Source organism: Amycolatopsis sp. cg13 (assembly GCF_041346965.1).
Taxonomy (GTDB): Bacteria; Actinomycetota; Actinomycetes; order Mycobacteriales; family Pseudonocardiaceae; genus Amycolatopsis.
Genome location: NZ_CP166848.1, coordinates 40,137 through 63,234, shown reverse-complemented (window position 1 = coordinate 63,234; position 23,098 = coordinate 40,137). Strand labels below are relative to the sequence as shown.

15 protein-coding genes are annotated in these 23,098 nt (G+C 69.8%); 5 read left to right on the top strand and 10 right to left on the bottom strand.

Features of this window, described 5'->3' with window-relative positions; all coding sequences use genetic code 11:
* Positions 1–23 precede the first annotated feature (23 nt).
* The 4 genes from AB5I40_RS00245 to AB5I40_RS00230 form a co-directional block, all read right to left on the bottom strand.
* Positions 24–1,478: an aldehyde dehydrogenase (NADP(+)) gene (locus AB5I40_RS00245; protein ID WP_370936367.1), complete on the bottom strand. Its 1,455-nt coding sequence runs from the start codon at positions 1,476–1,478 to the stop codon at positions 24–26.
* Between the two features lie 520 nt (positions 1,479–1,998).
* On the bottom strand, positions 1,999–3,141 hold the full coding sequence (locus AB5I40_RS00240; RefSeq protein WP_370936366.1) for a hypothetical protein: 1,143 nt from the start codon (positions 3,139–3,141) through the stop codon (positions 1,999–2,001).
* 4 nt (positions 3,142–3,145) lie between these two features.
* Positions 3,146–4,402, bottom strand: coding sequence for a glucarate dehydratase family protein (locus tag AB5I40_RS00235; protein ID WP_370936365.1), 1,257 nt, complete (start codon positions 4,400–4,402; stop codon positions 3,146–3,148).
* Positions 4,402–5,334 carry a 5-dehydro-4-deoxyglucarate dehydratase gene (locus tag AB5I40_RS00230; protein ID WP_370936364.1) on the bottom strand — a complete coding sequence of 311 codons (933 nt, stop codon included), beginning with the start codon at positions 5,332–5,334 and terminating at the stop codon, positions 4,402–4,404. Before AB5I40_RS00230 ends, AB5I40_RS00235 begins: the two co-directional genes overlap by 1 nt.
* Positions 5,335–5,463: 129 nt before the next feature.
* On the opposite strand from AB5I40_RS00230, the gene AB5I40_RS00225 reads away from it, so the two are divergent.
* From AB5I40_RS00225 to AB5I40_RS00205, 5 genes are all read left to right on the top strand, one after another.
* Positions 5,464–6,261 (top strand): IclR family transcriptional regulator, encoded by a 798-nt coding sequence (locus AB5I40_RS00225; RefSeq protein WP_116199354.1) that lies wholly within the window; start codon positions 5,464–5,466, stop codon positions 6,259–6,261.
* Between the two features lie 48 nt (positions 6,262–6,309).
* Positions 6,310–7,134, top strand: coding sequence for an NAD-dependent epimerase/dehydratase family protein (locus tag AB5I40_RS00220; protein ID WP_370936362.1), 825 nt, complete (start codon positions 6,310–6,312; stop codon positions 7,132–7,134).
* 42 nt (positions 7,135–7,176) lie between these two features.
* Positions 7,177–8,058, top strand: a complete 882-nt coding sequence (locus AB5I40_RS00215) for a helix-turn-helix domain-containing protein (RefSeq protein WP_370936361.1) — start codon at positions 7,177–7,179, stop codon at positions 8,056–8,058.
* A gap of 94 nt (positions 8,059–8,152) precedes the next feature.
* Entirely contained in the window at positions 8,153–10,078 is a 1,926-nt protein-coding gene (locus tag AB5I40_RS00210) for a maleylacetate reductase and hydroxyquinol 1,2-dioxygenase domain-containing protein (protein ID WP_370936360.1), read from the top strand.
* Entirely contained in the window at positions 10,065–11,795 is a 1,731-nt protein-coding gene (locus tag AB5I40_RS00205) for an FAD-dependent oxidoreductase (protein WP_370936359.1), read from the top strand. The genes AB5I40_RS00210 and AB5I40_RS00205 overlap by 14 nt, the downstream gene beginning before the upstream one ends.
* Position 11,796: 1 nt before the next feature.
* On the opposite strand, the gene AB5I40_RS00200 is transcribed toward AB5I40_RS00205, so the two are convergent.
* The 6 genes from AB5I40_RS00200 to AB5I40_RS00175 all read right to left on the bottom strand — a co-directional run bounded on the left by AB5I40_RS00200 (position 11,797) and on the right by AB5I40_RS00175 (position 23,033).
* On the bottom strand, positions 11,797–14,085 hold the full coding sequence (locus tag AB5I40_RS00200) for a Tat pathway signal sequence domain protein (protein WP_370936358.1): 2,289 nt from the start codon (positions 14,083–14,085) through the stop codon (positions 11,797–11,799).
* 20 nt (positions 14,086–14,105) lie between these two features.
* Positions 14,106–16,403, bottom strand: coding sequence for a hypothetical protein (locus tag AB5I40_RS00195; RefSeq protein ID WP_370936357.1), 2,298 nt, complete (start codon positions 16,401–16,403; stop codon positions 14,106–14,108).
* A 179-nt stretch (positions 16,404–16,582) separates the two neighbouring features.
* Complete coding sequence (locus AB5I40_RS00190) at positions 16,583–17,164, bottom strand: dihydrofolate reductase family protein (RefSeq protein WP_370936356.1); 582 nt, start codon at positions 17,162–17,164, stop codon at positions 16,583–16,585.
* Complete coding sequence (locus AB5I40_RS00185; protein ID WP_370936355.1) at positions 17,161–17,583, bottom strand: VOC family protein; 423 nt, start codon at positions 17,581–17,583, stop codon at positions 17,161–17,163. Before AB5I40_RS00185 ends, AB5I40_RS00190 begins: the two co-directional genes overlap by 4 nt.
* Positions 17,584–17,707: 124 nt before the next feature.
* The gene (locus tag AB5I40_RS00180; protein ID WP_370940427.1) at positions 17,708–19,069 is read right to left on the bottom strand and encodes a M1 family metallopeptidase; all 1,362 of its coding nucleotides are present in this window, start codon (positions 19,067–19,069) and stop codon (positions 17,708–17,710) included.
* A 76-nt stretch (positions 19,070–19,145) separates the two neighbouring features.
* Positions 19,146–23,033 (bottom strand): Pls/PosA family non-ribosomal peptide synthetase, encoded by a 3,888-nt coding sequence (locus tag AB5I40_RS00175; protein ID WP_370936354.1) that lies wholly within the window; start codon positions 23,031–23,033, stop codon positions 19,146–19,148.
* Between the last annotated feature and the right edge of the window lie 65 nt (positions 23,034–23,098).

The window sequence follows — 23,098 nt, the reverse complement described above, 5'->3', positions numbered from 1 at the left end:
TCGCCACTCACGAGGGGGTCTGTTCAGCGCGCTCCGTCGACCCGGCGCGGCAACTGCCACGGGTTCGCTTCCTGCAGGGCTTCCGGCAGCAGCGCGTCCGGGAAGCTCTGCCACGCCACCGGGCGCAGGAAGCGTTCAATCGCGGCGGTGCCGACCGAGGTCGTGGTCGGCGCGGTGGTCGCCGGGTACGGGCCGCCGTGCTGCTGCGCCCAGCTGACCGTGACGCCGGTCGGCCAGTCGTTCCACAGCAGCCGTCCGGCGAGCCGGGTGAGCGAAGGCAGCAGCGGACGCACAAAGTCGGCGTCGCTCTCCTCGCCTTGGACCGTCGCGGTGAGGCCGGGTTCGAGGCTGTCCAGCACCTCCGTCAGTTCCGCCTGGTCGGAGTAGGTGACGATCAGCGACGCAGGGCCGAAGTGTTCCTCGCGAACGGCCTCGCCGCCCGCCAGGAATTCCTTCGCCGTGGTCGCCAACAGCGACGGAGTGAACGCGTCGCCGTCCTGCGCGCCTTCCACGACCGACTCGACGCCCGACACCGCGCGCAGATCCGCCAGCTTCCGCGCGAACCCGGCCGCGATGCGGTCGTTCAGCATTTCCTGCTGGGCCACCGCTTCGACGGCCTCGCGGAGGGTGTCGTCCAACCCGTGTCCCTCGGGCAGGAACAGCAGACCCGGCTTCGTGCAGAACTGGCCCGCGCCGAGGCTGAACGACCCGGCATAGCCCTTCGCCACCGCTTCGCCGCGCGCCGCGACCGCACCCGCCGTGACGACGACTGGGTTGACGCTGCCCAGTTCGCCGTAGAACGGAATCGGCGTCGGCCGCGACACCGCGATGTCGAACAGCGCGCGCCCGCCCGGAACGGAACCGGTGAACGCGGCGGCGGAAATCCGCGGGTCCTTGAGCGCCGTGACGCCCTGCTCGACCCCGTGGATCACCGCGAACGCACCCTCCGGCGCACCCGCCTCCGTCAGCGCCCGCGCGACGATCTCGCCGGTCCGCGTCGAAAGCTCTTCGTGGCCCGGGTGCGCCTTGAGCACCACCGGACAGCCGGACGCCAGCGCCGATGCCGTGTCGCCGCCCGCGACGCTGAACGCGAACGGGAAGTTGCTCGCGGCGAACACGAGCACCGGCCCGATCGGCACGAGCACCCGGCGCAGGTCCGGCCGGGCGCCCATCGGCCAGGCCGGGTCGGCGTGGTCGACGGTCGCGCCCAGGAATTCGCCGTCCCGCAGCACTTCGCCGAACAGCCGGAGCTGGAACGTCGTGCGCGCCAGCTCGCCCTTCAACCGCGGCGCGGCCGGGAGACGGGTTTCCTGGTGCGCCAACGGGATCAGCTCGTCGGCGGCCGCGTCGAGCGCGTCCGCGGCGGCGGCCAGCCAGCGTGCCCGCTCGGCAGGCGTGCTCTCGGCGAACGGCCGGGCGGCTGCCGCAGCGGCGGCCAGGACGCTTTCCAGTTCCGTGGCGGAAGTTTCGCGGCTCAATGGATCTCCTCGTCAAACAGGTTTCAGGACGCCGGGTGCGCGGCAACGGCGGGGTGCCACTCGGCACGGTCAGCCGGAGCGCTTGCCGCGAACAGCCGAGTGGCTGCCGTCGCGCGTTTCCGTTCCGGGGCGGGAATTTCGCGGCTCACAGCATCTCCTCGTCGAACAGATTCAGGACGCCAAGTGCGCGGCAACGACCAGCCACTCGGCCCAGCGGCTCCCGCAGCCAACGCATTTTCCCACCCCGGAGCGGAAGCTTCGCGACTCAACGTATCTCCTCATCGACCAGCTTCACGACGCCGGATGCCCAGCAGCAGCCAGCCACTCGGCTGGCTGCTGCCAGCACGCTTTCCCATTCCGGTGCGGAAGCTTCGCCGTTCAACAGATCTCCTCGTCAAACAGCTTCACGACGCCAAGCTCGCGGCAACGGCCAGCCACCCGACTCGGGGACTGCCGCAACCAGCACACCTTCCCAGGGCAAAAGCTTCACGACTCAACCCGTCACCCCACCATCCAAGCCTCACGACACCGAGTGCGCGGCAGCCGTAGCGGCATGCAGGTCCGGCCAGCGCGCGGGTCCGGCGAGGCCCAGGTGGTACAGGTGCAGTTCGGTCGCGCCAGCTTTGGCCAGCTCGAGCACATACGCCTCGATGTCCGGCACCGCGCTCGCCGCGACCGCGGTGATGTAGCTGCCGATCGCGACCCGTTCCGGCAGTGCCTTCCGAGCAGCGGCAACCGCGTCGACGCTTGCCTGGCCGGGGGCCCAGTTCTGCAGCACCACCGTCTCGGCGTCGTCGGCGGCTGTCGGGGTCAGGCCGGGCAGTGCGCCGGTGACCCACGGGTCCAGTGCGCTGTGCAGCACGATCCGCGTACCTGGCTCCAGCACGGCCAGAACCGCGGCGCGCAGTGCATCGGTCGACTGCTGCCGTCCGGAGAGCAATACTTTCTTCAACTCAGCCGGAAGTCTATCCTCCACCACCGACAAATCCGCCGTAGCGATCAGCCGCTGCACCTCGGCGCGCAAGGTTTCCCGGACGTCCGACGGGTCGAAGCCGGTCCAGCCCTCCGCGCAGGCGTCGCAGCAGCAGATCGACAAAAGCCGCGCGGTGGCGGGAGCCCATACGCCGTCGGTCTTCTCGTGCTGGTGCTGGTGCACGCCGCCGAGCGGTCCGCACGCCTCCAGCAAGACCGACGAAAGGTCAAGTCCTGCAACGGATTCGGCGGTCAACACGGCCGCATACTCGCGTACGGCGGGCTGTGCCGGGCAGAGCGCCCACGGGTACGTCTCGCCGAAGCAGTTGCGCACAGCGTACTGCGGGAACTCGGTGCCCAGCTGAGAGTTATGCGTGAGCACGATCCACGCGGCGGCCGGGATTCCAGCCTCGTTGAGCCGTCGGACCGCATCGCCGCCGCTGTCTTCCGAGGAGACCCAGTCCGGCGTGGCGGGGACGAGATCCGACCACGCCCCAGCGCGCACCGGTCGGTACAGGGCGGCGGTCCGCGCGACCACCGAAGTCTGGTCTGTCGACCAAGGTGTCGCGGCCCGGGCGCTGTGGTAGGCCAAGGCCACCGCGACCTCGTCCACTCCAAGATCCCGCACCCGCTCGGCGAACGCGGTGTCGCCGAGCACGTCCCACGGATACGCGTATCCGGTCACCTTCACCGGCTCACCACCTCGCCGTGTTCGGCTCGAAGCCGGGCTGGTAATTGCGCATGTACGTCACATCGTCCCGTTTGGTCAGTCCACATCGGACATAGTCCTCGTGCGCCCTGGCGAGCGCGTCCTGGTCCAGCGTGATCCCGAGCCCTGGGCGGTCCGGCACCGCCACGGCTCCGTCGACGAAATTCAGCACGCCTGGTTCGATCACGTCGGCAGTCTTCCACGGCCAGTGCGTGTCGCAGGCATACGTCAAGTGCGGGGTCGCCGCCGCGACGTGGACCATCGCGGCGAGGCTGATGCCGAGGTGGCTGTTGGAGTGCATGGACAGCCCGACGCCGAAGCTCTCGCAGGCCACCGACAGCGCCTGGGTGTCGCGCATTCCGCCCCAGAAGTGGTGGTCGGACAGCAGGACGCCAATCGCGCGCGCCCGGAACGCGGGTTCCAGGTCGCCGAAGTTCACCACACACATGTTGGTGGCCAACGGCATGCCCGCCTCGCGCGCAACGCGTGCCATCCCCTCAATACCCGGCGTCGGGTCTTCGAGGTACTCCAGCACGCCGTCGAGTTCGGCGGCCACGCGGACACTCGTCGAGGGCGTCCACGCCGCGTTCGGGTCGATGCGCAGCGGATGCCCGGGGAACGCCGAGGCGAGCGCGCGAATGCCCTCGATCTCTTGTTCCGGCGCGAAAACCCCGCCCTTGAGCTTGATGGAGCGGAACCCGTATTCGTCGACCATTCGCTGCGCCGAGCCGACCAGCGCGTCCGGCGTCAGAATGTCGCCCCAACTGTCCTCGTCCGCGCCAATGTGCGCACCGTACTTGTAGAACAGGTACGCGGAGAAGTCGACGGCATCGCGGGCCTTGCCGCCGAGCAGGTCGACGACGGGACGGCCGAGGAACTGTCCTTGCGCGTCCAGGCAGGCGACCTCGAACAGCGAGTACACGCTGGCGATCGTCTTGCGGATGGAGAATCCGCCGATCAGGCCGTGCTCGTCGGTCAGCACGGTCCCGGCCAGCGCACGCGCGATGATCCGCTTCAAGCCCGGCAGGTCGAAAATGTCGTGTCCGGCCAGTTCCGGCAGCACCTTGCGCACCTCGCCGAGGAACGCCTCGTCGCCGTACGACTCGCCGAGGCCGACAACGCCGTCGTCGCACACCACTTGGACCACGCTGCGCAACGCGTACGGCTCGTGCACACCCATCACGTTGAGCAGCGGTGCGTCCGCGAAGGCGACCGGGGTCAGCACCACGTCCCGGATCTTCATCAGAGGCCTTTCAGCACGGCGAAACCGTTCTCGACGACCTTGCCCAGCCGGTCGATCTGCTCGGCGGTCGGCTCGATCAGCGGCGGCCGGACGGTGCCGACCTTGTCGCCGCGCAGCCGGGCGGCGGCCTTCACCAGCGACACCGCGAAGCCGGGCGTCTCGTCGCGCAGGGCCACCAGCGGCAGGTAGAACCCGGCGAGCAGCGCGTCCATCGTCGCGTTGTCGTCCTCCGCGAGCGCGCGGTGGAAGCGGTGCGCGATCTCCGGCGCGAAGCAGTGCACCGCCGAGGAGTAGCGCGCGACGCCGACTGCCGCGTACGCCTTGGCCGACACCTCGGCGGTCGGCAAACCGTTGAAGAACAAGAAGTCCGCGGAACGCTGCGTGCCGAGCGCGCGGATCGTGGTGACGATCCGGGTCATCGCTTCGACGTCGCCGTAGCCGTCCTTGAGCCCGACCACCGACGGGATGTCCAGCAGCTTCGCGGCGGCCGGCGCGGTGAAAACCCCGGTGCTGCGGTGGTAGACGATCACCGGCACCGAGGTGTCGCCGACCGCGTAGCGCACGTAGTCGACCAGCCCCTCCTGCGGCCCGGTGACCAGGTACGGCGGAAGCAGCAGCACGCCGTCGGCGTTGCCTGCCTGCGCCGCCGCGACACCCGCGCGTGCAGTAGCCGCGCCGCCGCCCGCGCCGACCCACACCGGCACTCGCCCAGCAGCGACCTCGCGCGCCTTCGCCAGCAGCGCGGCGACCTCGTCGACCGACAGCGAGCTGAACTCCCCGGTGCCGCACGCGACGAACAGCGCGCCCGCACCGGCGGCGATGTGGCTCTCCACGTTCTCCGCGAACCCGTCGAGGTTGAGCTCGAGGTCTTCGGTGAAGGGGGTCAGCGGGAACGCCAGCAAGCCGTCCAGCTCGATTGCGGTCTGTGCCATCAGTTTCTGCTCCAATGTTCACATTCTTGAATGGAGTCTGTTATCGTGACCATGTTCACCCACAAGAACGCTGTTCGGGACGCTAATATGGCCGGACTCACAAGTCAACGGCCCGGTTGGAGGACGCGCATGGCGCAGAAGACGGACCCCGCCACCGCTCCCGCGGAGTCCGCGGGCGTGAAGTCGGCGCGGCGCGCCATCGACCTGATCGAGACGTTCGCCGCGAACGACGTGTGGCTGTCGCTGTCTGATCTCCATGCGCGCACCGGATTCCCTCGCTCCAGTCTGCACGGTTTGCTGCGCACTCTGCTGGACGCGGGCTGGCTTGAGGCCGACGCGAACTCCGCGCGCTACCGGCTCGGCGTGCGCGCGCTGATCTGCGGCACCGCCTACCTCGACCGCGACGCGATCGTCCCCTACGCCACCGAAGCGCTGGAGCGCATCCGCGAGAAAACCGGTTTCACCGCGCATTTCGCGCGCCGCAACCGGACCGAGGTCGTCTACCTGGAGACGCGCGAGTCGCAGCACTCCACGCACCTCATCTCGCGCGTCGGCCGCACGCTGCCCACGCACGCGACCGCGCTGGGCAAGGCCTTGCTCGCCGAGCTGACCCACGAAGAGGTCGAGGCGCTCATGCCTGAGGAACTGGTCGCGCTCACCCCGAACACCATCACCACGCTCGACGCGCTGCACGCCGATCTCGCGCGGACCCGGGAACGCGGGTACGCCGCCGAAATCGAAGAGGGCACCCTCGGCGTGCGCTGCGTGGCCGCGGTGATCCCGTACCGCATTCCCGGCACCGACGCGATGAGCTGCTCGATGCCGCTGGGCAAGGTCACCGACGCCGACGTCGAGCGCGTCGGCGAACTGCTGGCCGAGACCACCGCCGAGCTCGGCCAGCAGCTGCGCCGCGCCGGAATCCGCTGACCGCCGCCACCGTGTCGCCCGCCCGCGGGCTTTCGTGAGAGGAAATCCATGCCAGACCAGCGTGTGCTGATCACCGGATCGGCCGGCGTCGTCGGCACCCTGATGCGGCCGCGGCTGCGCCGGGAAGGCCGGGTGCTGCGGCTGCTCGACCTCGCCGAGCAGCCCGCCGCCAAGGACGGCGAAGCGGTCGAGATCGTCACCGGTTCGGTCACCGACCCCGAAGCGATGGCCGCGGCCTGCGCGGGCGCGGACGCGTTGATCCACCTCGGCGGGCTCAGCCGCGAGGCGTCGTGGGACGCCACCCTCGACGTCAACATCAACGGCACGCACACCGTCCTCGAAGCCGCGCGAGAAGCCGGGATCCGCCGGGTCGTGCTCGCGTCGAGCAACCACGCCGTCGGTTTCCGCCGGAACGCCGACGCGGGCGAGAACGGCCTGCCCGCCGACTCCAGCACCCGGCCGGACACTTATTACGGCGTAAGCAAAGCCGCCATCGAAGCGCTCGGCAGCCTGTACGCGTCACGGTTCGACATGGACGTGATCGTCGTCCGGATCGGCTCATGCTTCGAGACTCCGTTGCCGCTCGGCATCCGCGGCCTGACCAGCTGGTTGTCGCCAGACGACGGGGCGCGGCTGTTCGAGGCCTGCTTGAGCGCGCCGTCGCCGGGCTACCGGATGATCTGGGGCGTCTCGGACAACACCCGCCGGGTCTACTCGCTCGCCGAGGCGGAGGCGCTGGGCTACAAGTCCCACGACAACGCCGAGGTCTACGCCGACCAGCTGGCGGACAAGCCCGCGCCGACCGGGGCGGCCGCCGAGTACATCGGCGGGCCGTTCTGCACCGCGCCGCTGGGCGTGTTCAACCCGCTCTGAGAGGTACCCTCGCCCACGGGGACCCTCGAAGAGGAGGACGCCGTGGGCGAGCTCGGGCCTGCCGACACGAACGGCATCCTTTCCCTGCCGTGGATCCGCCCGGAACGCACGAGCGCGGGTCTCGGCTGGGACCGGATCTACCTGTCCAAACAGCGCGAACGGCCGTATCGCGCGGAGTTCGGGCCCGCTCGCACGCACCAGCTGATCCTGCACCTCGCCGGTCCCGTCACCGTTCGCCGCGGTGTTGGGTCCCCTGGCGAGCGCAGTCGGCGGATCCCGGCGGGCGGGCTCTTTCTCCAGCCGTCGCACCAGGAACTGTCGGTGGAGCTCGGCGGCGAGCTGGACACGCTGCACGTGTACCTGCCGGATTCGGCGGTGCAGGAGGCCGCCGGATCGGACGCTCCGGTCCGGCTGGCCGACGAGCTCGGCAGCGTCGACCCGCTGCTCGAACAGCTCGTTCTCGCGCTCGACAGCGTCGTGCGGGAGTGGGAGCCGGGCGCGCGCGCGTACGCGGATCAACTCGGTGCGCTTGTCGCCGCGCAGCTCGCGCGTCAGCACCGGTCTGGGCGGAGCGTTCCCACAGCGACACGATCGGTCGAGGCACTGACGGACCGCCAGTTCGCCCAGGTGCGCGAGCTGATGGACGAACGCCTGGCCGAACCGCTCGGGCTGGCTGAGCTGGCCGCGGCGGCCGGGTTGAGCGTCAGCCGGTTCGCCCGCCGCTTCAAGGCGCGCACCGGGCTGCCGCCGCACCGGTACCTGTTGCGGTTGCGCGTGGATCAAGCCGGATTGCTGCTGCGCACCGGCACTGAGCCGATCGCCGACATCGCCGTGCGCTGCGGTTTCTCCCACCAGGAACACCTCACCCGAGTGCTGCGCGCCCACCTGGGCACCACGCCCGCCGCGCTTCGCCGGGACGGCTGACGCGCGCGTTTCGTGCAGCCCGCTCAGCACGTCTGTGCAGGCGCGGGGTCGTCGCCACCCGGATACTCGACGTACCCGCGTGGAAGGACCGTCGATGTTCACCTACACCGCCAACCCGGCCCGGGTCGTGTTCGGCAGCGGCACGCTCGCCGTCGTCCCCGACGAGGTGCAGCGGCTCGAGGCCAGCCGGGTGCTGCTGGTGGCCGGAAAGTCTGCCGCGACGGCGGCCGATCAGACGGCTCAGGCGCTCGGCCCGCTGCTCGCCGCCCGCTTCGGCGAGCCCACCATGCACACGCCGGTCGAGGTCACCGAACGCGCGCTCGCGCTGGTCACCGAACATTCGGTGGACTGCGTCGTCGCGATCGGCGGCGGGTCGGCGACCGGGCTGGCCAAGGCACTCGCGCTGCGCACCGACATCCCTCAGGTCATCGTGCCGACCACCTACGCCGGGTCCGAGATGACGCCGGTCGTCGGCCAGACCGAGAACGGCCGCAAGACCACCCAGTCGTCGCCCAAGGTGCTGCCCGAGGTGGTCGTCTACGACGTCGACCTCACGCTCGGCCTGCCCGTGCCGACCTCGCTGACCAGCGGTGTCAACGCGATGGCGCACGCGGTCGAGGCGCTCTATTCGGCGCAGGCCAACCCGATCGTCGACCAGTTCGCCCTGGAATCGATCCGGCTGCTCGCCGCCGCGCTGCCGCGGATCGCCGCCGATCCGTCCGATGTGGACGCTCGAACCGACGCGTTGCGCGCCGCGTGGCTGGCCGGTTCGTGCCTGGGTTCGGTCGGGATGGGTTTGCACCACAAGCTGTGCCACACTCTCGGCGGCAGTTTCGGTTTGCCGCACGCGGAAACGCACACGATCGTCCTTCCGCACGCCATGGCGTACAACGCGCCGAACGCTGTCGACGCGATGCGGCGGATCGCCGAAGCGCTCGGTGCGCCCGATGCCCCGACGGCGGTATTCGACCTGATCGCCAGCCTGCCGGTACCGCATTCGCTGGCCGAAATCGGTCTGGCCGAAGGAGATCTCGCCAAGGCCGCCGAGCTGGCCACCGCCGCGCCATACCCGAATCCACGCGAACTCACCCGGGACGGCATCGAAGATTTGCTGCGACACGCGTGGTCTGGCGCCCGTCCGGCACCCGCTGAAGGCACACCCCCGGATCTGCGCGGGCTCACCCAGGAGGTCGTGGACAGTTTCGCCAGCACGCCGGATCCAAGGCTGCGCGAACTGCTGTCCGAGCTGGTCCGCACGCTGCATTCCTATGTCGTGCGCACCGATCTCACGCAGGAGGAATGGGAGTACGCGATCGGCTTCCTCACCCGCACCGGGCAGATCAGTTCGGACACGCGCCAGGAGTTCATTCTGCTGTCGGACACCCTCGGCGTCTCGAGCGTGGTCGACGTGCTCACGAACTCGCGCACGCCGGACACCACGCCGTCGGCGGTTCTGGGTCCGTTCTACGTCGAGGGCCCGCCGGAAACCGAGCAGGGCGCGGATCTCGCCGAAGGACTGCCCGGAACTCCGCTGTGGACGGATGTCCAGGTGACCGAACCGGACGGAACCCCGGTGCCGGACGCGGTCGTGGACGTCTGGCAGTCCAATGAGGACGGTTTCTACGACGTCCAGCTGCCCGATCTGGACGGTCCGGTGCTGCGCGCCCGGTTCCGCACCGACGCCGAGGGCAGGCTGCGGTTCTGGACGATCGTGCCGTCTGCGTATCCGATTCCGGACGACGGACCGGTCGGCCAGATGCTCACCGCCGTCGAGCGCCATCCGTTCCGCGCGCCGCACGTGCACTTCATGATCGCCAAACCCGGCTATCGCACGCTCGTGACCCAGCTGTTCGTCCGCGGCGGCGAGTACCTCGATTCGGACACTGTGTTCGGCGTGAAAGACGGCCTGATCGTCGACTTCGCCGAGCAGACCGGCCCCGCGCCGGACGGGCGCGAACCCTGGCGCCGTCTCGATTTCACCTTCCGCATCTCCCCGGAGACCAGCCATGACCAGTTATGACACCGATGTCCTCGTGGTCGGCAGCGGCCCGGCGGGCGGTTCCGCCGCGCTGCTGCTCGCGACCTACGGCGTCCGCACCGTGCTCGCGACCAAATACGGCTGGACGGCGCACACGCCCCGCGCGCACATCACCAACCAGCGCACGATGGAGGTCCTGCGCGACCTCGGACTCGAAGACCAGGCGCTCGCGCAGGGCACTCCCCCGGAGCTGATGGGCGACACCGTGCTGTGCACGTCGCTCGCCGGGGAAGAGATCGGCCGGATCGCCAGCTGGGGCACCGCCGATCGCTCCGCGACCGAATACGCGTCGGCGAGCCCGTGCCACATGATCGACCTGCCCCAGACTTATCTGGAACCGATCCTGGTCACGAACGCCGCCGCGCACGGAGCGAAACTGCGACTGGACACGGAATTCCTCGACTTCACCCAGGACGCCGACGGCGTGACCGCGCGCTTGCTGGACCGGGTTCGCGGCGACGAGTTCACCCTGCGCGCCCGCTATCTGATCGGCGCGGACGGCGCCCGCAGCCGCGTCGCCGAGCAGGCCGGGCTGCCCATCGACGGCCAGTCCGGCAAGGCCGGCAGCATGAACATCACCTTCACCGCGGACCTTTCCGAGTACGTCGCCCACCGGCCGAGCGTGCTGTACTGGGTGATGCGGCCGGGCGCGCACCTCGGCGGCATCGGAATGGGCTTAGTGCGGATGGTGCGGCCGTGGAACGAATGGCTGCTGACCTGGGGTTACGACATCGCGCAGCCACCGCCCGAAGTGGACGGTGCGGAGGCGACACGGATCGTGCGGGATCTCGTCGGCGATCCGGACCTGCCGGTGGAGATCACGTCGACTTCACTGTGGACGGTCAACCACAGCTACGCCACGCAGTACTCGTCCGGCCGCGTTTTCTGCGCGGGAGACGCGGTGCACCGGCATCCGCCGTCCAACGGGCTCGGGTCCAATACCTCGGTGCAGGACGCGTACAACCTGGCGTGGAAGCTCGCGATGGTCGTCCGCGGCGAGGCTGGCGAAGGACTCCTCGACAGTTACAGCGCCGAGCGAGCGCCGGTCGGGAAGCAGATTGTGGACCGGGCGAACCTCAGCCGGGATCAGTTCGGGCCGATCTTCGCCGCGCTCGGCGTCGACGGGGACACTGATTCGGATGCCATCACGGCTGGTCTCGCTGCCTGCACCGCCTCCACTGAGGACGGAGCGCTGCGGCGGAAGCGGTTGCAGGAAGCAATTGAACTGAAGAACTACGAGTTCAACGCGCACGGCGTGGAGATGGATCAGCGGTACGTCTCTTCGGCAGTCATCCCGGATGGCGCCGAGATTGAGGCGGTAAGGGATCCTGAGCTGTACCACCGGCCCACGACCACACCGGGTGCCAAACTGCCGCACGTCTGGCTCGTCGGGCCCGACGGTCGTCGAGTGTCCACATTGGATCTAGTCGGCCGCGGCCGGTGGACTGTCCTCACTGGACTCACCGGCGGCGCCTGGCGCGACGCCGCCGCGAAAGCCGATGCGGACCTCGGGCTGGGCTTAAGGGTCGTGACCGTCGGTTCATCCGAGGCCCGCGATTCCTATGGAGACTGGGCGCGCATCAGCGGTATCGAGGAAGACGGCTGCCTCCTCATCCGGCCGGACGGCTACATCGCTTGGCGGCACTCCGCCGCCGGAACAGGGCTGCTGGAAGCACTTCGCAGTCTCCTCGACCGCTAGCTCACGGCATCCCCCACGGATCGCTCGCCCCGCCCGGCGCGACTGGCCGGACCGTGAAGTCCGGCCGGTCGCCGCGGCGATACACATACGCGTCCTGACCGCGTCCCAGATCGACCTGCACATCACCGTTCGCCAACCGCCGCCAGCGTCGCGGACGGCCATGAGCATCCGTCACCGTCAACTCACCCTCGATCCCAGGCCGCAGCACACAAGGCGCACCGGCCTCGCTGTGCACTTTGAGCCAGCGCGTTTTCCCGCCTTCACGCGATGCGCTGAGCAGGAACGCGCCTTCGGTCCGGAAGTCGCGCAGCGCGATGTCGCCCCACGCGTCCGGGACCGCCGGGAACAGCCGGATGACGCCGCCCCAGCTCTGCACCAGCATGTCCTGCATGGATTTCGCCGCTGACAACGGCGTTTCGATGACCGGGCCGGATTCCTTGTACATGGTGTTCGGCTGGATATAACGCTTCTGGAGTTCGCCGAGGTAATACGCGGCCTTCTCGCCACGAAGCATCTGCGCGGAGATCGACGCGGCACCGGTGAACGTGTAGCCCTGCAACGCGCCCTCGAAGCCGACCCAATGGTTGAGCGACGTTTCGATGATCTTGCGGTGTTCCGGTTGTTCCCAGGTGATCTCGTACAGCGGATAGATCTGCAGCAGATGCGAGTAATGCCGGTGCGATTTCGCGAACGGGACGCCCGCGCCGATCATGTAGCCGTTCTCGTCGGCCGGATAGTCGGTGAGCGTCGCCAGGACCTGTTGCCACTTCCCCGCCAGCGGATCGGCGATGCGCAATTCGCGCGAGGTGTCCAGCAATGTCTTGCAGCCCCAGCGGATCAGGGCGAGGTCGTAGTTGGTGTCCGGTGCGTTCACACCGTACTCGGGCGAGAAGGTCGCCGGGAGATGCAGACGTCCGTCCGAGCCTGGAGCCAGGAAGTGGAGATAATAGTTGATTGCCTTGCGCAGCAACGGGAACAGCGTGTCGCGCAGCAGCCGGCGGTCCATGGTGTGCCGGCAGGTCAGCCAGACGTTGTGCAGCGCCCAGGTGAGGTTGCCGACCTCGGGCGTCGGGGTGTCCTGGCCGGGAATGCCGACCGGATAACCGCTGGTCGAGTCAGCGAGCCCGTTGAGCAGCGTCATGTCCGTGGTACGCGGGATGCCCGCGGAATCGGCCTGGTACGGCTTGGCGACCTGGCTGGTCAGGCGGTCCCGGTACTTGCCGAGCGCGTAGCTGACCGCGTCGAGTTCGAGGTGGTTGGAGCCCTGGATGAGCCAGTATTCCAGCTGCACGTTGAGGTTCCACCAGGTCGCGGGCCACGGCGTGTTTTCCAGCCACGGGCCGGAAGTCGCCATCACCGGCGCTTCCCTCCGCGCGGCTGACGCGACTTTGTACAGCTGGATCCAGTAGAAACTCTGCAGCCGAGTGTCCGGAATGGACAGGAAGCTGCGCCGGTAGTAGTCGTGCCACCAGCGGCGGTGATCCCAGGTCAGCACCTCCAGCGCGGTCGCCCGCCGCACCGTCTGCAATGCCCGGACCGCCGAGGTCTTCTCCGGATGCGACCACGCGACCGACGTGTACAACGTCCGCGCGCTGCCCCGGGTCACCTCCCGCCACGCCGTCACGTGCTCGCCACCCTCCAGCAGCGGCTGGACCGCAAGGTGCGCGTCGCCTGCCTGCTGCAACTGGACGGGCGGATTCTCCAGATACCCGTCCGGCGGCGGCTTTTTCCACACCGGATCCGCTCGCGGGCTGATCGCCTTCGCTGGATGGAACACCCACTGGAACCCGCGTTCGCCTTCCGACGGGCGTACTTCCACCGCCAGCAGCGACTGTCCGGTGTGGACGATCGCGCGCAGCTCCAGGCTGCCCGCCGCGGTGGTGATAGTGCCGGTCAGCTCGGCGTTCCAGGCGTCGAGCCGCCAGTCGAGACCGGTGATCGCGCCGACCGGTTCGAGCGTGAAGTACCCGATCGGCAGCCGCGCCAGGCCGAACAGCGAGCCGAACTGCGGGCGGTGGTCCTGCACCTGGCTGTGCTGGACGTTGAAGCGGACCGCGTTGCGCCCGGGTTCGGCGTAGATGCCGGAGCCGAGGAAACCGTTGCCCAGGAACGGTCCCTCGTACCAGGTCTTCGGCATCCGCCGCCAGCGGAGGTCCGCGGTCGCCAGGAAACCCGCCCAGTCGATGCTGTCGCCGCTCATCTCCGCGGCGCTGGCCGGGGGCAGCCCGACCGCTCCGGCGGCGATTCCCGCGAGGGCTCCGCCGAGCACTGTCCGGCGCGAGATGTCCATGTCCGTCAACCTCCTGGCTGCTAGTCAGGCAAACCCCATGCCGGAACGGTGCCGAGCGAAGGAACGTCACGCGGCCCGAAGTCCGGCCGGGCACCGCGCGGGGTGACAGTGACCGTGCCGCCCCGCCGCAACTCCAGCGTGATCCTGCGCGGACCCACCGGCCGCCACGACAACCGCCTGCCCCATTCGTCGCGCACGTCGATGTCGCCGTCGATCCCGTGGTCCAGAACCAGCGGCGCACCGGCTTCACTGCGCACCCGCACGAATTCCGTCGCTCCCCGCCGCCGCGAGGCGTCCACCAGGAACGCGCCCTCGGTGCGCAGCCCGGCGATCGACGCGTCCGGCCACTTCGCCGACACCGACGGGAACGCCTTCACCACTCCCCCGGAACCCTGCAGCACCATGTCCACAACGGACTGTGCGGCGGTGATCGGGCTTTCGATAGCGAAGTTCGAACCCTCGCGGTACATCGTGTTCGCGGTCAGTTCGGTGTCCGCGACGATGTTCCGGTCGAGGAAGAACTTCAGGTACCGCAAGGCTTCCTCGGGCTGGTCCATCACCGAGTTCATCGACGACGCGGCCGCGTAGCTGTAGCCGTGCCAGGCCGATTGGTCCGCCGACCAATGCCGGAAGGTGCGCGTCATGATGTCCTGATCGGCGGGCCGCTCCCAGTTGCGCTCCCGCAGCGGGTACAGCCAGAGCAGATGCGAGAAGTGCCGGTGCGAATCGGCGAGCCGGACGCCGTCGCCGATCAGCACGCCGTCGGCCGGATCCTCGTGGTACGGAACGAGTTTCGCCGCGATCTCCCGCCACATCGGCACCCGCGGCTCGTTCAGCCGCAGGATCCGCGCGGAGTCCACCAGCGTCGTCGCGGCCCAGCGGATCAACGACAGGTCATATGTGCAGTCGGACGCGTCGGCGTACTCCGGCGATCGCGTGAGCGGCAGGTGCAGCAGCCCGTCCGGACCGGTGAAGAGGAAGTGCCGGTAGAAGTTGAGCGCCTTCGCGAGCGTCGGGTACAGCACATCGCGCAGCACCGACTGATCGAGGTGATGCCGGTAAGCGAGCCAGACATTGTGCAAGCCCCACAACAGGTTCCCGGTCTGGTCCGTTTTGGACGTGGTCCCCGGAACGCCGACCGTCCGGACGCCGCCCGGCCGCAACCGCCAGTCCCCCGGATGCGAAAGCGCGTAGGTATCGCCGTCCCGGTACGCAGGCGGCACGGACACCTCGAGATTCGCGTGGTCGCGGCGGAACGTCTCAGTGACCGCATCCAACTCCGGATGGTTGGTGCTGTTCACGATCGGATAGGTGACCTGGACATTCAGGTTCCACCACACCGCCGTCCAGCTGTTGCCGATCTCCGGGAACCACGGCCCCCATTCGGCGGTCACCGGGCCGTCCTTGCGGGTCGCCGAGGCGATCTTGTAGAGCTGGATCCAGTAGAAGCGCTGGACCTGTTTGTCCGGCACCGACACGAAACTGCGCTGATGGAAGCTGTTCCACCAACGGCGGTGCCAGGCCAGCAGCAGATCCGGGTTCATCGCGAGCGTGCGATCGACCAGCGACACGGCGTCGCGGGTGTGCGTGGAACGCGGGAACGAATACGCGACGGTCGCCGCGAACAACCGCTTCGTGCCGACTCGCTTCTCCCGCCACGCCGTCGTATACCCGCCCCCAGCGGTCAACGGCTGCGCGCAATACCCGTTGGCCTGTTCAGGTTCGGGATTCGCGGTGTACTCCGGCGGCTTGCGCACCGTGCGGGTAGTCGCTGACACGAGCGGCGCGAAGCCCCATGCTGCCCCGGATTCGCCCGCGCTCGGGTCGAGCGAGACAAGCAGGACGCCGAGATCGTTGTGCACCACCGCGGAAAACGCGACCTGGCCGCGCGTGGTGGTGATGGTGCCGCCGAGTTCAGCGTTATACAGATCGAGGGTCCAGTCGACGCCGGTGATCGCTCCCGCGAAGGTGAGCGTGATCGCGCCGATCGGCAGCCTCGACAGCCCGATTCCGGCTTCCCACTGGTTGCGCTGGTCCTGGACCTGGGTGTGGCTGAGCATGAACTTGAGCACCTGCGGCGTCGCGCCCGCGTAGGCCTGCACGCCGAGGTAGCCGTTGGCGAGGAACGGGGCCTCCTGCCAGTTCTTCGGCAACCGCTGCCAGCGCATCCGGGCATCCATCGCGACATCCCGATGCGGGCTGCTGCGCTGCGCGGCCGACCCGGGCGGCGCACCCTGCGCCCACAGCCCTCCGAAGGCCGCCACTCCGGCTGCGATCGACACGGATCGAAGCACCGTCCGCCGCGACACCTCGACCATGAGGCCCTCCGGATTCATATTACGTTTCGCCCTCGCTGACGCGGGGTGAGCGGAATATATCCAGACAGAGCAGGCGAAAGCCAGAGTTGTTCACCCGGAAAGCCCTACATACATCCGATGACTGGGATTTGCCGGCTGCCGGTTCAGATACGTGAAAACCCGCTACGGCACCGGGACAATCACCGGTCAGGATGGACCACGCGGTACCGCAGATGCGTGACGCCGCGGCCTTCGAGCCGCCGCACGGGTTCCAGTTCGACGCGGCCGAGTCCCGTCGGCTCGAACAACCGCCGTCCCTCGCCCAGCAGCACCGGGACGAGGTGCAGTTCCAGTTCGTCGAGCTGGCCCGCTGCCAGCAGAGCCTGCGCCGCACCCGCGCCGTGGACGAGCACGGCTCGGCCTCCCGATTTGTCCCGGGCCTCGTCGGCGCACGCGTTGACGTCGGTGTAGAACCGCGCGCTGCCCGGCGGCTCGTCGGCCGGATCGACGCGGTGGGTGAGCACGTGGATCGGCACGCCGTCGTGGTGGTCGCCGTTCCATCGCTTGGCCAGCTCGAACGTGCGACGTCCGGAGACGACGGCGCCGGTGGACGAGGCCTCGGCGTACACCTGCCCGTTGATCCCCTCGGCCATGCGGTCGTCGAGCCAGTCGAACAACCGTCCGCCGCCGCGGCCGAGTTCCTGTCCCGGGCGGTCGTCCGGCCCGGCGATGTACCCGTCGACCGACATGGACATGTACAGCCGCAGCGGTGTCCGGCTCATCGTCCCGCCCCGCTTTCGGGCCAGTCGGCGACGGTCATGCCGTCGAGGTGCCCCGCGGGCCACTGGACGAGTTCGATCCGCCGCCCGTCCGGGTCGGCGAGGAACGTCGTCTTCATGCCGTGCCCGTGGTCCTGCACCGCGGTGACGGGCTCGATCCCGCGGGCGGCCAGGTCGTCGAGCTTCGCGGTCAACGACTCCACTTGCACGACGAGGTGACTCAGGTCGGTGCCGCGCTCGACCGGCTCGCCGTCGTGCACCAGCTCGACGGCGACGAACTCGTCGCCGGGGAGCTTGAGCATGGTCAACTGCCCGATCGGCGTCTCGGGCACGGCGCCGACGACCTCGTAGCCGAGCGCCGAGTAGAACTCCAGTGACCGGGGAAGATCGGTCACCCGCAAGCCCAGGTGCAGGGTCCTCATTCCGGTGCCTCCTTCGCGTGCGCGTGGCCCGCTGCGAGCCGCACTCACCGGTGCGTCGATCGCACGGCACCGGATTCGACAACCGGAGGAGAATTTCTGTTCTGCGCGCCCGGCGGCACGGACTTCAGAGCAGCGGCAGCTCCACCCGCTCCAGCCAAGCAGCGAAAAACTCCCGCAACGACCGCCCCGCATAAGACTCCGCCAGCGACACGAACTCTTCCGTCGTCACCGCGGCATGCCGGTTCTCCACCGCCCACGCCTTCACCAGCGCGAAAAACGCCGGATCACCGATCTCCCCGCGCAGCGCGTGCAGCGTCAGCCCGCCACGCTTGTACACCCGCTCGTCGAACATCCGCGCCACACCGGGATCACCGATCGTGACGTCGGCCGGCTTGGCCCGCACCCGCGCGTACCACGCCCGGGCCAACGCCTCCGCCGGCTCGCCGCCGGACCGTTCCGACCACAGCCACTCGGTGTAGGTGGCGAAGCCTTCGTTGAGCCAAATGTGTTGCCAGTCCGCGACAGTCAGGCTGTTGCCGAACCACTGGTGCGCCAGTTCGTGCACCACGAGCCGTTCGTGAGTGCGCTTGCCGTCCACGTGGTTGGCGCCGAAGATCGCCATCCCCTGCGCTTCGATCGGGTCGTCGAGGTCGTCGTCGGTCACGACCACCACGTACTCGCCGAACGGGTACGGCCCGAACCAGTCCTCCAGCGCGTCCATCATCCGGCCCTGGCGGCCGAAGTCCCGAGCGAACGCCCGGCGCAGCCGAGGGGGCACCGCGGCCCGCTGCACGACGCCGCCGGGGCGGTCCGCGGTCAGCTCCGGAACCCAGGTGCCGTCGGACAATTCGAGGTCTTCGTAGCGGCCGATCTGGACGCTCACCAGGTACGTCGAGGTCGGCTCCGGCCGTTCGAAGACCCACTTCGTGGTGCTCGCCGACTGGTAGCGCGACACGAGATTCCCCGTCGCCGCAACGAGATACGGCGACGACGTCGCGACCGCGATCCGGTAGCTCGCCTTGTCCGCCGGGTGGTCGTTGCACGGGAACCACGACGGCGCGCCCACCGGCTGGCTCGCCACCAGCGCGCCGTCGGTCAGTTCGTCCCAGCCGATGTCGCCCCACCGGCTGCCGACCGGCTTCGGGTTGCCCGCGTAGCGGATCTCGACCTCGAACTCGGTCCCGGCCGGCACCGACCGCGCAGGCTTGACCTGCAGCTTCAGGCCGCGCCGCACATACTTCGCCGGTTTGCCCTCGACCAGCACGCGCGACACCCGGAACTCGCCGAAATCGAGCGTCAGCCGCGAAAGCGCCTGGGTGGCCTCACAGGTGAGCACCGCGGTGGCGGACAACCTGTTCGGACCAATGCGGTAGTCGAGATCGAGGTCGTAATGCCGGACCCGGTAGCCGCCGTTCCCGTGCGCGGGCAGGTATCCGTCGCCCGAGGTCTCCGCTCCGGGCGCGGCCGTTTTCCCGTTCACCCGCACCGAAACCCGCTTTCGCCCGCCGCCGTGATCTTCTCCAGGATGAGGCACCGAGAGAGGGTCCGCAACGGTCGTGCCCTCACCGCCGCCAGGCCGAGATCGGATTGCCGAGCCAACGCGAGTCCGCGGGCACCGCGTCGCCGCGCGTCACGAGCGAGCCGGGGCCCACCGTGGTGCGCGCGCCGATGCTCGCGCCCGGCAGCACGATCCCGTGCGGGCCGAGCGTCGCGCCCTCTTCGAGCGTCACCCGCGACATGGTCATGATCCGGTCGTGGAACAGGTGCGTCTGCACCACGCAGCCGCGGTTGATCGTCGCGCCGTCGCCGAGGGAGACCAGGTCCGACTCGGGCAGCCAGTAGGTGTCGAGCCACACGCCGCGGCCGATCTTGACGCCCATCGTGCGCAGCCACGCGGGCAGCAGCGGCGTACCGCCGAGCGACCCGATCAGCCACGGCACCGCGAGCGCCTCGACGAACGTGTCGGCCAGCTCGTTGCGCCACACGAACGAACTCCACAGCGGATGGTCGATCTCGCGGAACTTGCCGACCAGCAGCCACTTCGCCGCGGTCGCGGTGAGCGCCGCGACGATCCCGGCGGCCAGCAGCACCGGCCCGGCCAGCAGCGCGGCGGCCCAGAAACCGCCCCACGCCGCGAGTGCCAGCAGCGCGAACGCGACGCCGACGGTCAGCGCGACCGCGCACATCACCGGCAGGATCCGGCACAGCTCGACCAGCGCCCGCGCCGCCTTGAGGTGCAGCGGCGGCGTGTAGGTGCGGCTGGTGTCGCTCTCCTCCACCGCGCGGCGCACCGGCAGCGGCGGCATGCCCAGGTACGACGAGCCCTTCTTCGCCTTCGCCGGCGTCGAGGACAGCACCCCGACCAGCCCGCGCTTCGGCACCGAACGGCCCGGCGCGGTCATCCCCGAGTTGCCGAGGAACGCCTGCTTGCCGATCCGCGCCGGGGCGGCGTGCAGCCAGCCGTGGCCCAGTTCGTAGGTGGCGACCATGGTGTCGTCGGCCAGGAACGCGCCACTGTCCACTTTGGTCATCTTCGGCAGCGCGAGCACAGTCGACGCCTCGACGTTGCGGCCGACCTTCGCGCCGAGCAGCCGCAGCCACACCGGCGTGAACAGGCTGGCGTACAACGGGAACAGGCCTTCGCGGGCCATCCCCATCAGCCGCTCGGTCGCCCAGACCTGCCACGCGACGCGGCCGTGCACCGGGTGGTAGCCCTCGACCATGCCGACGCCCAGCGCGCGGACACCGGCCAGCACGAGCAGCGCGTACGTCAGGAAGTACGCGACGGTGGCGACCGGCACGAACAGCAGCGCCTGGCGCAGCGCGGCGCTCAAGCTCGAGGTGCCAGCGACCGCGTAGCCGATCACCGCGACGCCCGGCAGCGCGGCGATCCCGGGCAGCAGCCCGAGGAACACCGAGGTCGCGCCGTACACCGAAGCCCAGAACCGCGACCGCGGCGGACGGCTCGACGGCCACTTCAGCGCGTCCTTGACGTCCGAGCGCACCGCGGGCGAACCGGCCCAGCGCTGACCGGCCGGGACCGCACCGCGCACGGTCGAACCGGCGGCGATCTCCGCGCCCTTGCCGATCCGGGCGCCGGGGAACAGCGTGCTGCGCGCGCCGACCCGGGCCTCGGCCCCGATCCGCATCTTGCCGATGTGCACGACGTCGCCGTCGACCCAGTGGCCGGACAGGTCGACCTCGGGCTCCACCGCCGCGCCGCGGCCCAGCTTGAGGAAACCGGTGACCGGCGGCGGCGAGTGCAGGTCGACGTCCTTGCCGATGCGCGCGCCCAGCGCCTTCGCGTACGTCGTCATCCACGACGCGCCCGCGACACTGTCCGCACCGCTGAACTCAGCCAGCTTCTCGGCGGTCCACAGTCGCAAGTGGACACTGCCGCCACGCGGGTACGTGCCGGGGCGCACCCCGGACAGCAGCACGCGCGCGCCGCCCGCGGCGATGGCGATCCGCCCGGCCGGGGTGAACAGCACGAGCCAGGCGAGCACCAGCCACGCCCAGTTCAGCGTCGGCGCCCAGGAAACGCCCAGCAGCGCCAGCACGTTCGAGCAGGCGGCGGCGAGCGTGGTCCAGCGCAGCCCGACGAGCCCCATCAGCGGGACCATCAGCAGGGACTGCACGAGCCCGGCGCGGCGCGGCGTCGGCGCGATCTCGCGGCGCTCGGTCTCCTCGCCGCTCAGCGCGTCCAGCTTCGCGGCCAGCGCGCCCAGCTTCGGGTTCTGGTAGATGTCGCTGACCGACACCTCGGGGTGGCGGGTGCGGATGCGCGCGATCAGCTGCGCCGCGGTGAGACTGCCGCCGCCGTTGGTGAAGAAGTCGGCGCCGGCGTTGCTCACCGACACGCCGAGGATTTCGCTCCAGCCTTCGGCGAGCCATGCCTCGGTGGGCGACAGCCCGGCCGCGCTCGCGTCCACAGTGGACAGCGGCCACGGCAGCGCGTTGCGGTCGACCTTGCCGGACGTGCGGGTCGGCAGGTCCTCGATCGTCGCGAGCAGCGGCACCAGCGCGGCGGGCAGCTGCGCGCGCAGCCGGGTCGCGGCGTCGTCGGTGTCGAGCGTTTCGCCGTCCTCGGGCACGATATAGCCGACCAGGACCTGGTTGCCCGCCTTGGTGCGGCGGACCGCGGCAGCCGCGCCGCGCACGCCGGGCAGCGCCTGCAGGGCCGCGTCGACCTCGCCCAGCTCGATCCGGCGGCCGCCGAGCTTGATCTGCTCGTCGAGCCTGCCGAGGAACAGCAGGCCTTCCGGCTCCGCGCGGACCATGTCGCCGCTGCGGTAAGCGCGCTCCCAGCCCATCGACGGCAGCGGCGCGAACTTCTGCGCGTCCTTCTCCGCGTCGAGGTAGCGGGCCAGCCCGGCCCCGCCGATGACCAGCTCGCCGGTCTCGCCCATGGCGACCGGCTCGCCCTCTTCGTTCACCACGACGAGCTGCCAGCCGACCAGCGGCAGCCCGATCCGCACCGGGCCCTCGCCGGTCATCTGCGCGGCGCAGGCGACGACGGTCGCCTCGGTGGGGCCGTAGGTGTTCCACACTTCGCGGCCTTCGACGGCCACGCGCTCGGCCAGCTCCGGCGGGCAGGCTTCGCCGCCGAAGATGAGCAGGCGCACGTCTTCCAGCGCGTCCGCCGGCCACAGCGCGGCCAGCGTCGGCACCGTCGAGACGACAGTGATGCCCTGCGCGACCAGCCACGGGCCGAGGTCGACGCCGGTGCGCACCAGCGCGCGCGGCGCGGGCACCAGGCAGGCGCCGTGCCGCCAGGCCAGCCACATCTCTTCGCAGGAGGCGTCGAACGCGACGCTCAGCCCGGCCAGCACCCGGTCGCCGGGGCCGATCGGCTCGTCGGCCAGGAAAAGCTGTGCTTCGGCGTCCACGAAGGCCGCCGCCGAGGCGTGCGTGACCGCGACGCCCTTCGGCTTGCCGGTGGAGCCGGAGGTGAAGATGATCCACGCGTCGTCGGCCGGACCGGGCTCGCCGGTGGCTCCGCTCGGGGTCCCGGCGACGGTGATCTCGCCGTCGGTGGCGATCGCGGCGACGCCGGCCTCGCCGAACACCAGCTCGGCACGCTCGTCGGGGTCGTCCGCGTCGACCGGCACGTACGCCGCGCCGACCGATAGCGTCGCCAGGATCGCGACGTACAGCTCGGCGGAGCCGGAGGAGATCCGGATGCCGACGCGGTCGCCGCGGCCGACGCCGTGTTCGCGCAGCTTGCGGGCGTACGCGTCGATCTCTTCCATCAGCCGGCGGTAGCTCAGCGGGCCGGTGCCGTCGTCGAGCGCCGCAGCATTCGGGTGCTTCTCCGCGGTGGCGGTGAGGATGTCCAGGAGGGTGCGCTCGGCGGCCGGGGCGGCGGTCTCGAACAGAGCGGGCGAGAGCGCGGCCTCGACGGCGAGAGTCAGGGCTTCGGTGCTGCCGGAATCGGCGGTCAGCGTCACCGGGCCACCTCGGCGGCCGGGCGCGCTCCGGTATTCCGGAACGACGTGAACAGGGACGAACTCTG

What these genes read in the sequence shown, in the direction of transcription:
- AB5I40_RS00235 (WP_370936365.1), bottom strand. Translation starts at nt 4,402, where the DNA reads ATGAAGATCCGGGACGTGGTGCTGACCCCGGTCGCCTTCGCGGACGCA.
- AB5I40_RS00230 (WP_370936364.1), bottom strand. Translation starts at nt 5,334, where the DNA reads ATGGCACAGACCGCAATCGAGCTGGACGGCTTGCTGGCGTTCCCGCTG.
- AB5I40_RS00225 (WP_116199354.1), top strand. Translation starts at nt 5,464, where the DNA reads ATGGCGCAGAAGACGGACCCCGCCACCGCTCCCGCGGAGTCCGCGGGC.
- AB5I40_RS00220 (WP_370936362.1), top strand. Translation starts at nt 6,310, where the DNA reads ATGCCAGACCAGCGTGTGCTGATCACCGGATCGGCCGGCGTCGTCGGC.
- AB5I40_RS00210 (WP_370936360.1), top strand. Translation starts at nt 8,153, where the DNA reads ATGTTCACCTACACCGCCAACCCGGCCCGGGTCGTGTTCGGCAGCGGC.
- AB5I40_RS00205 (WP_370936359.1), top strand. Translation starts at nt 10,065, where the DNA reads ATGACCAGTTATGACACCGATGTCCTCGTGGTCGGCAGCGGCCCGGCG.
- AB5I40_RS00200 (WP_370936358.1), bottom strand. Translation starts at nt 14,085, where the DNA reads ATGGACATCTCGCGCCGGACAGTGCTCGGCGGAGCCCTCGCGGGAATC.
- AB5I40_RS00195 (WP_370936357.1), bottom strand. Translation starts at nt 16,403, where the DNA reads ATGGTCGAGGTGTCGCGGCGGACGGTGCTTCGATCCGTGTCGATCGCA.
- AB5I40_RS00190 (WP_370936356.1), bottom strand. Translation starts at nt 17,164, where the DNA reads ATGAGCCGGACACCGCTGCGGCTGTACATGTCCATGTCGGTCGACGGG.
- AB5I40_RS00185 (WP_370936355.1), bottom strand. Translation starts at nt 17,583, where the DNA reads ATGAGGACCCTGCACCTGGGCTTGCGGGTGACCGATCTTCCCCGGTCA.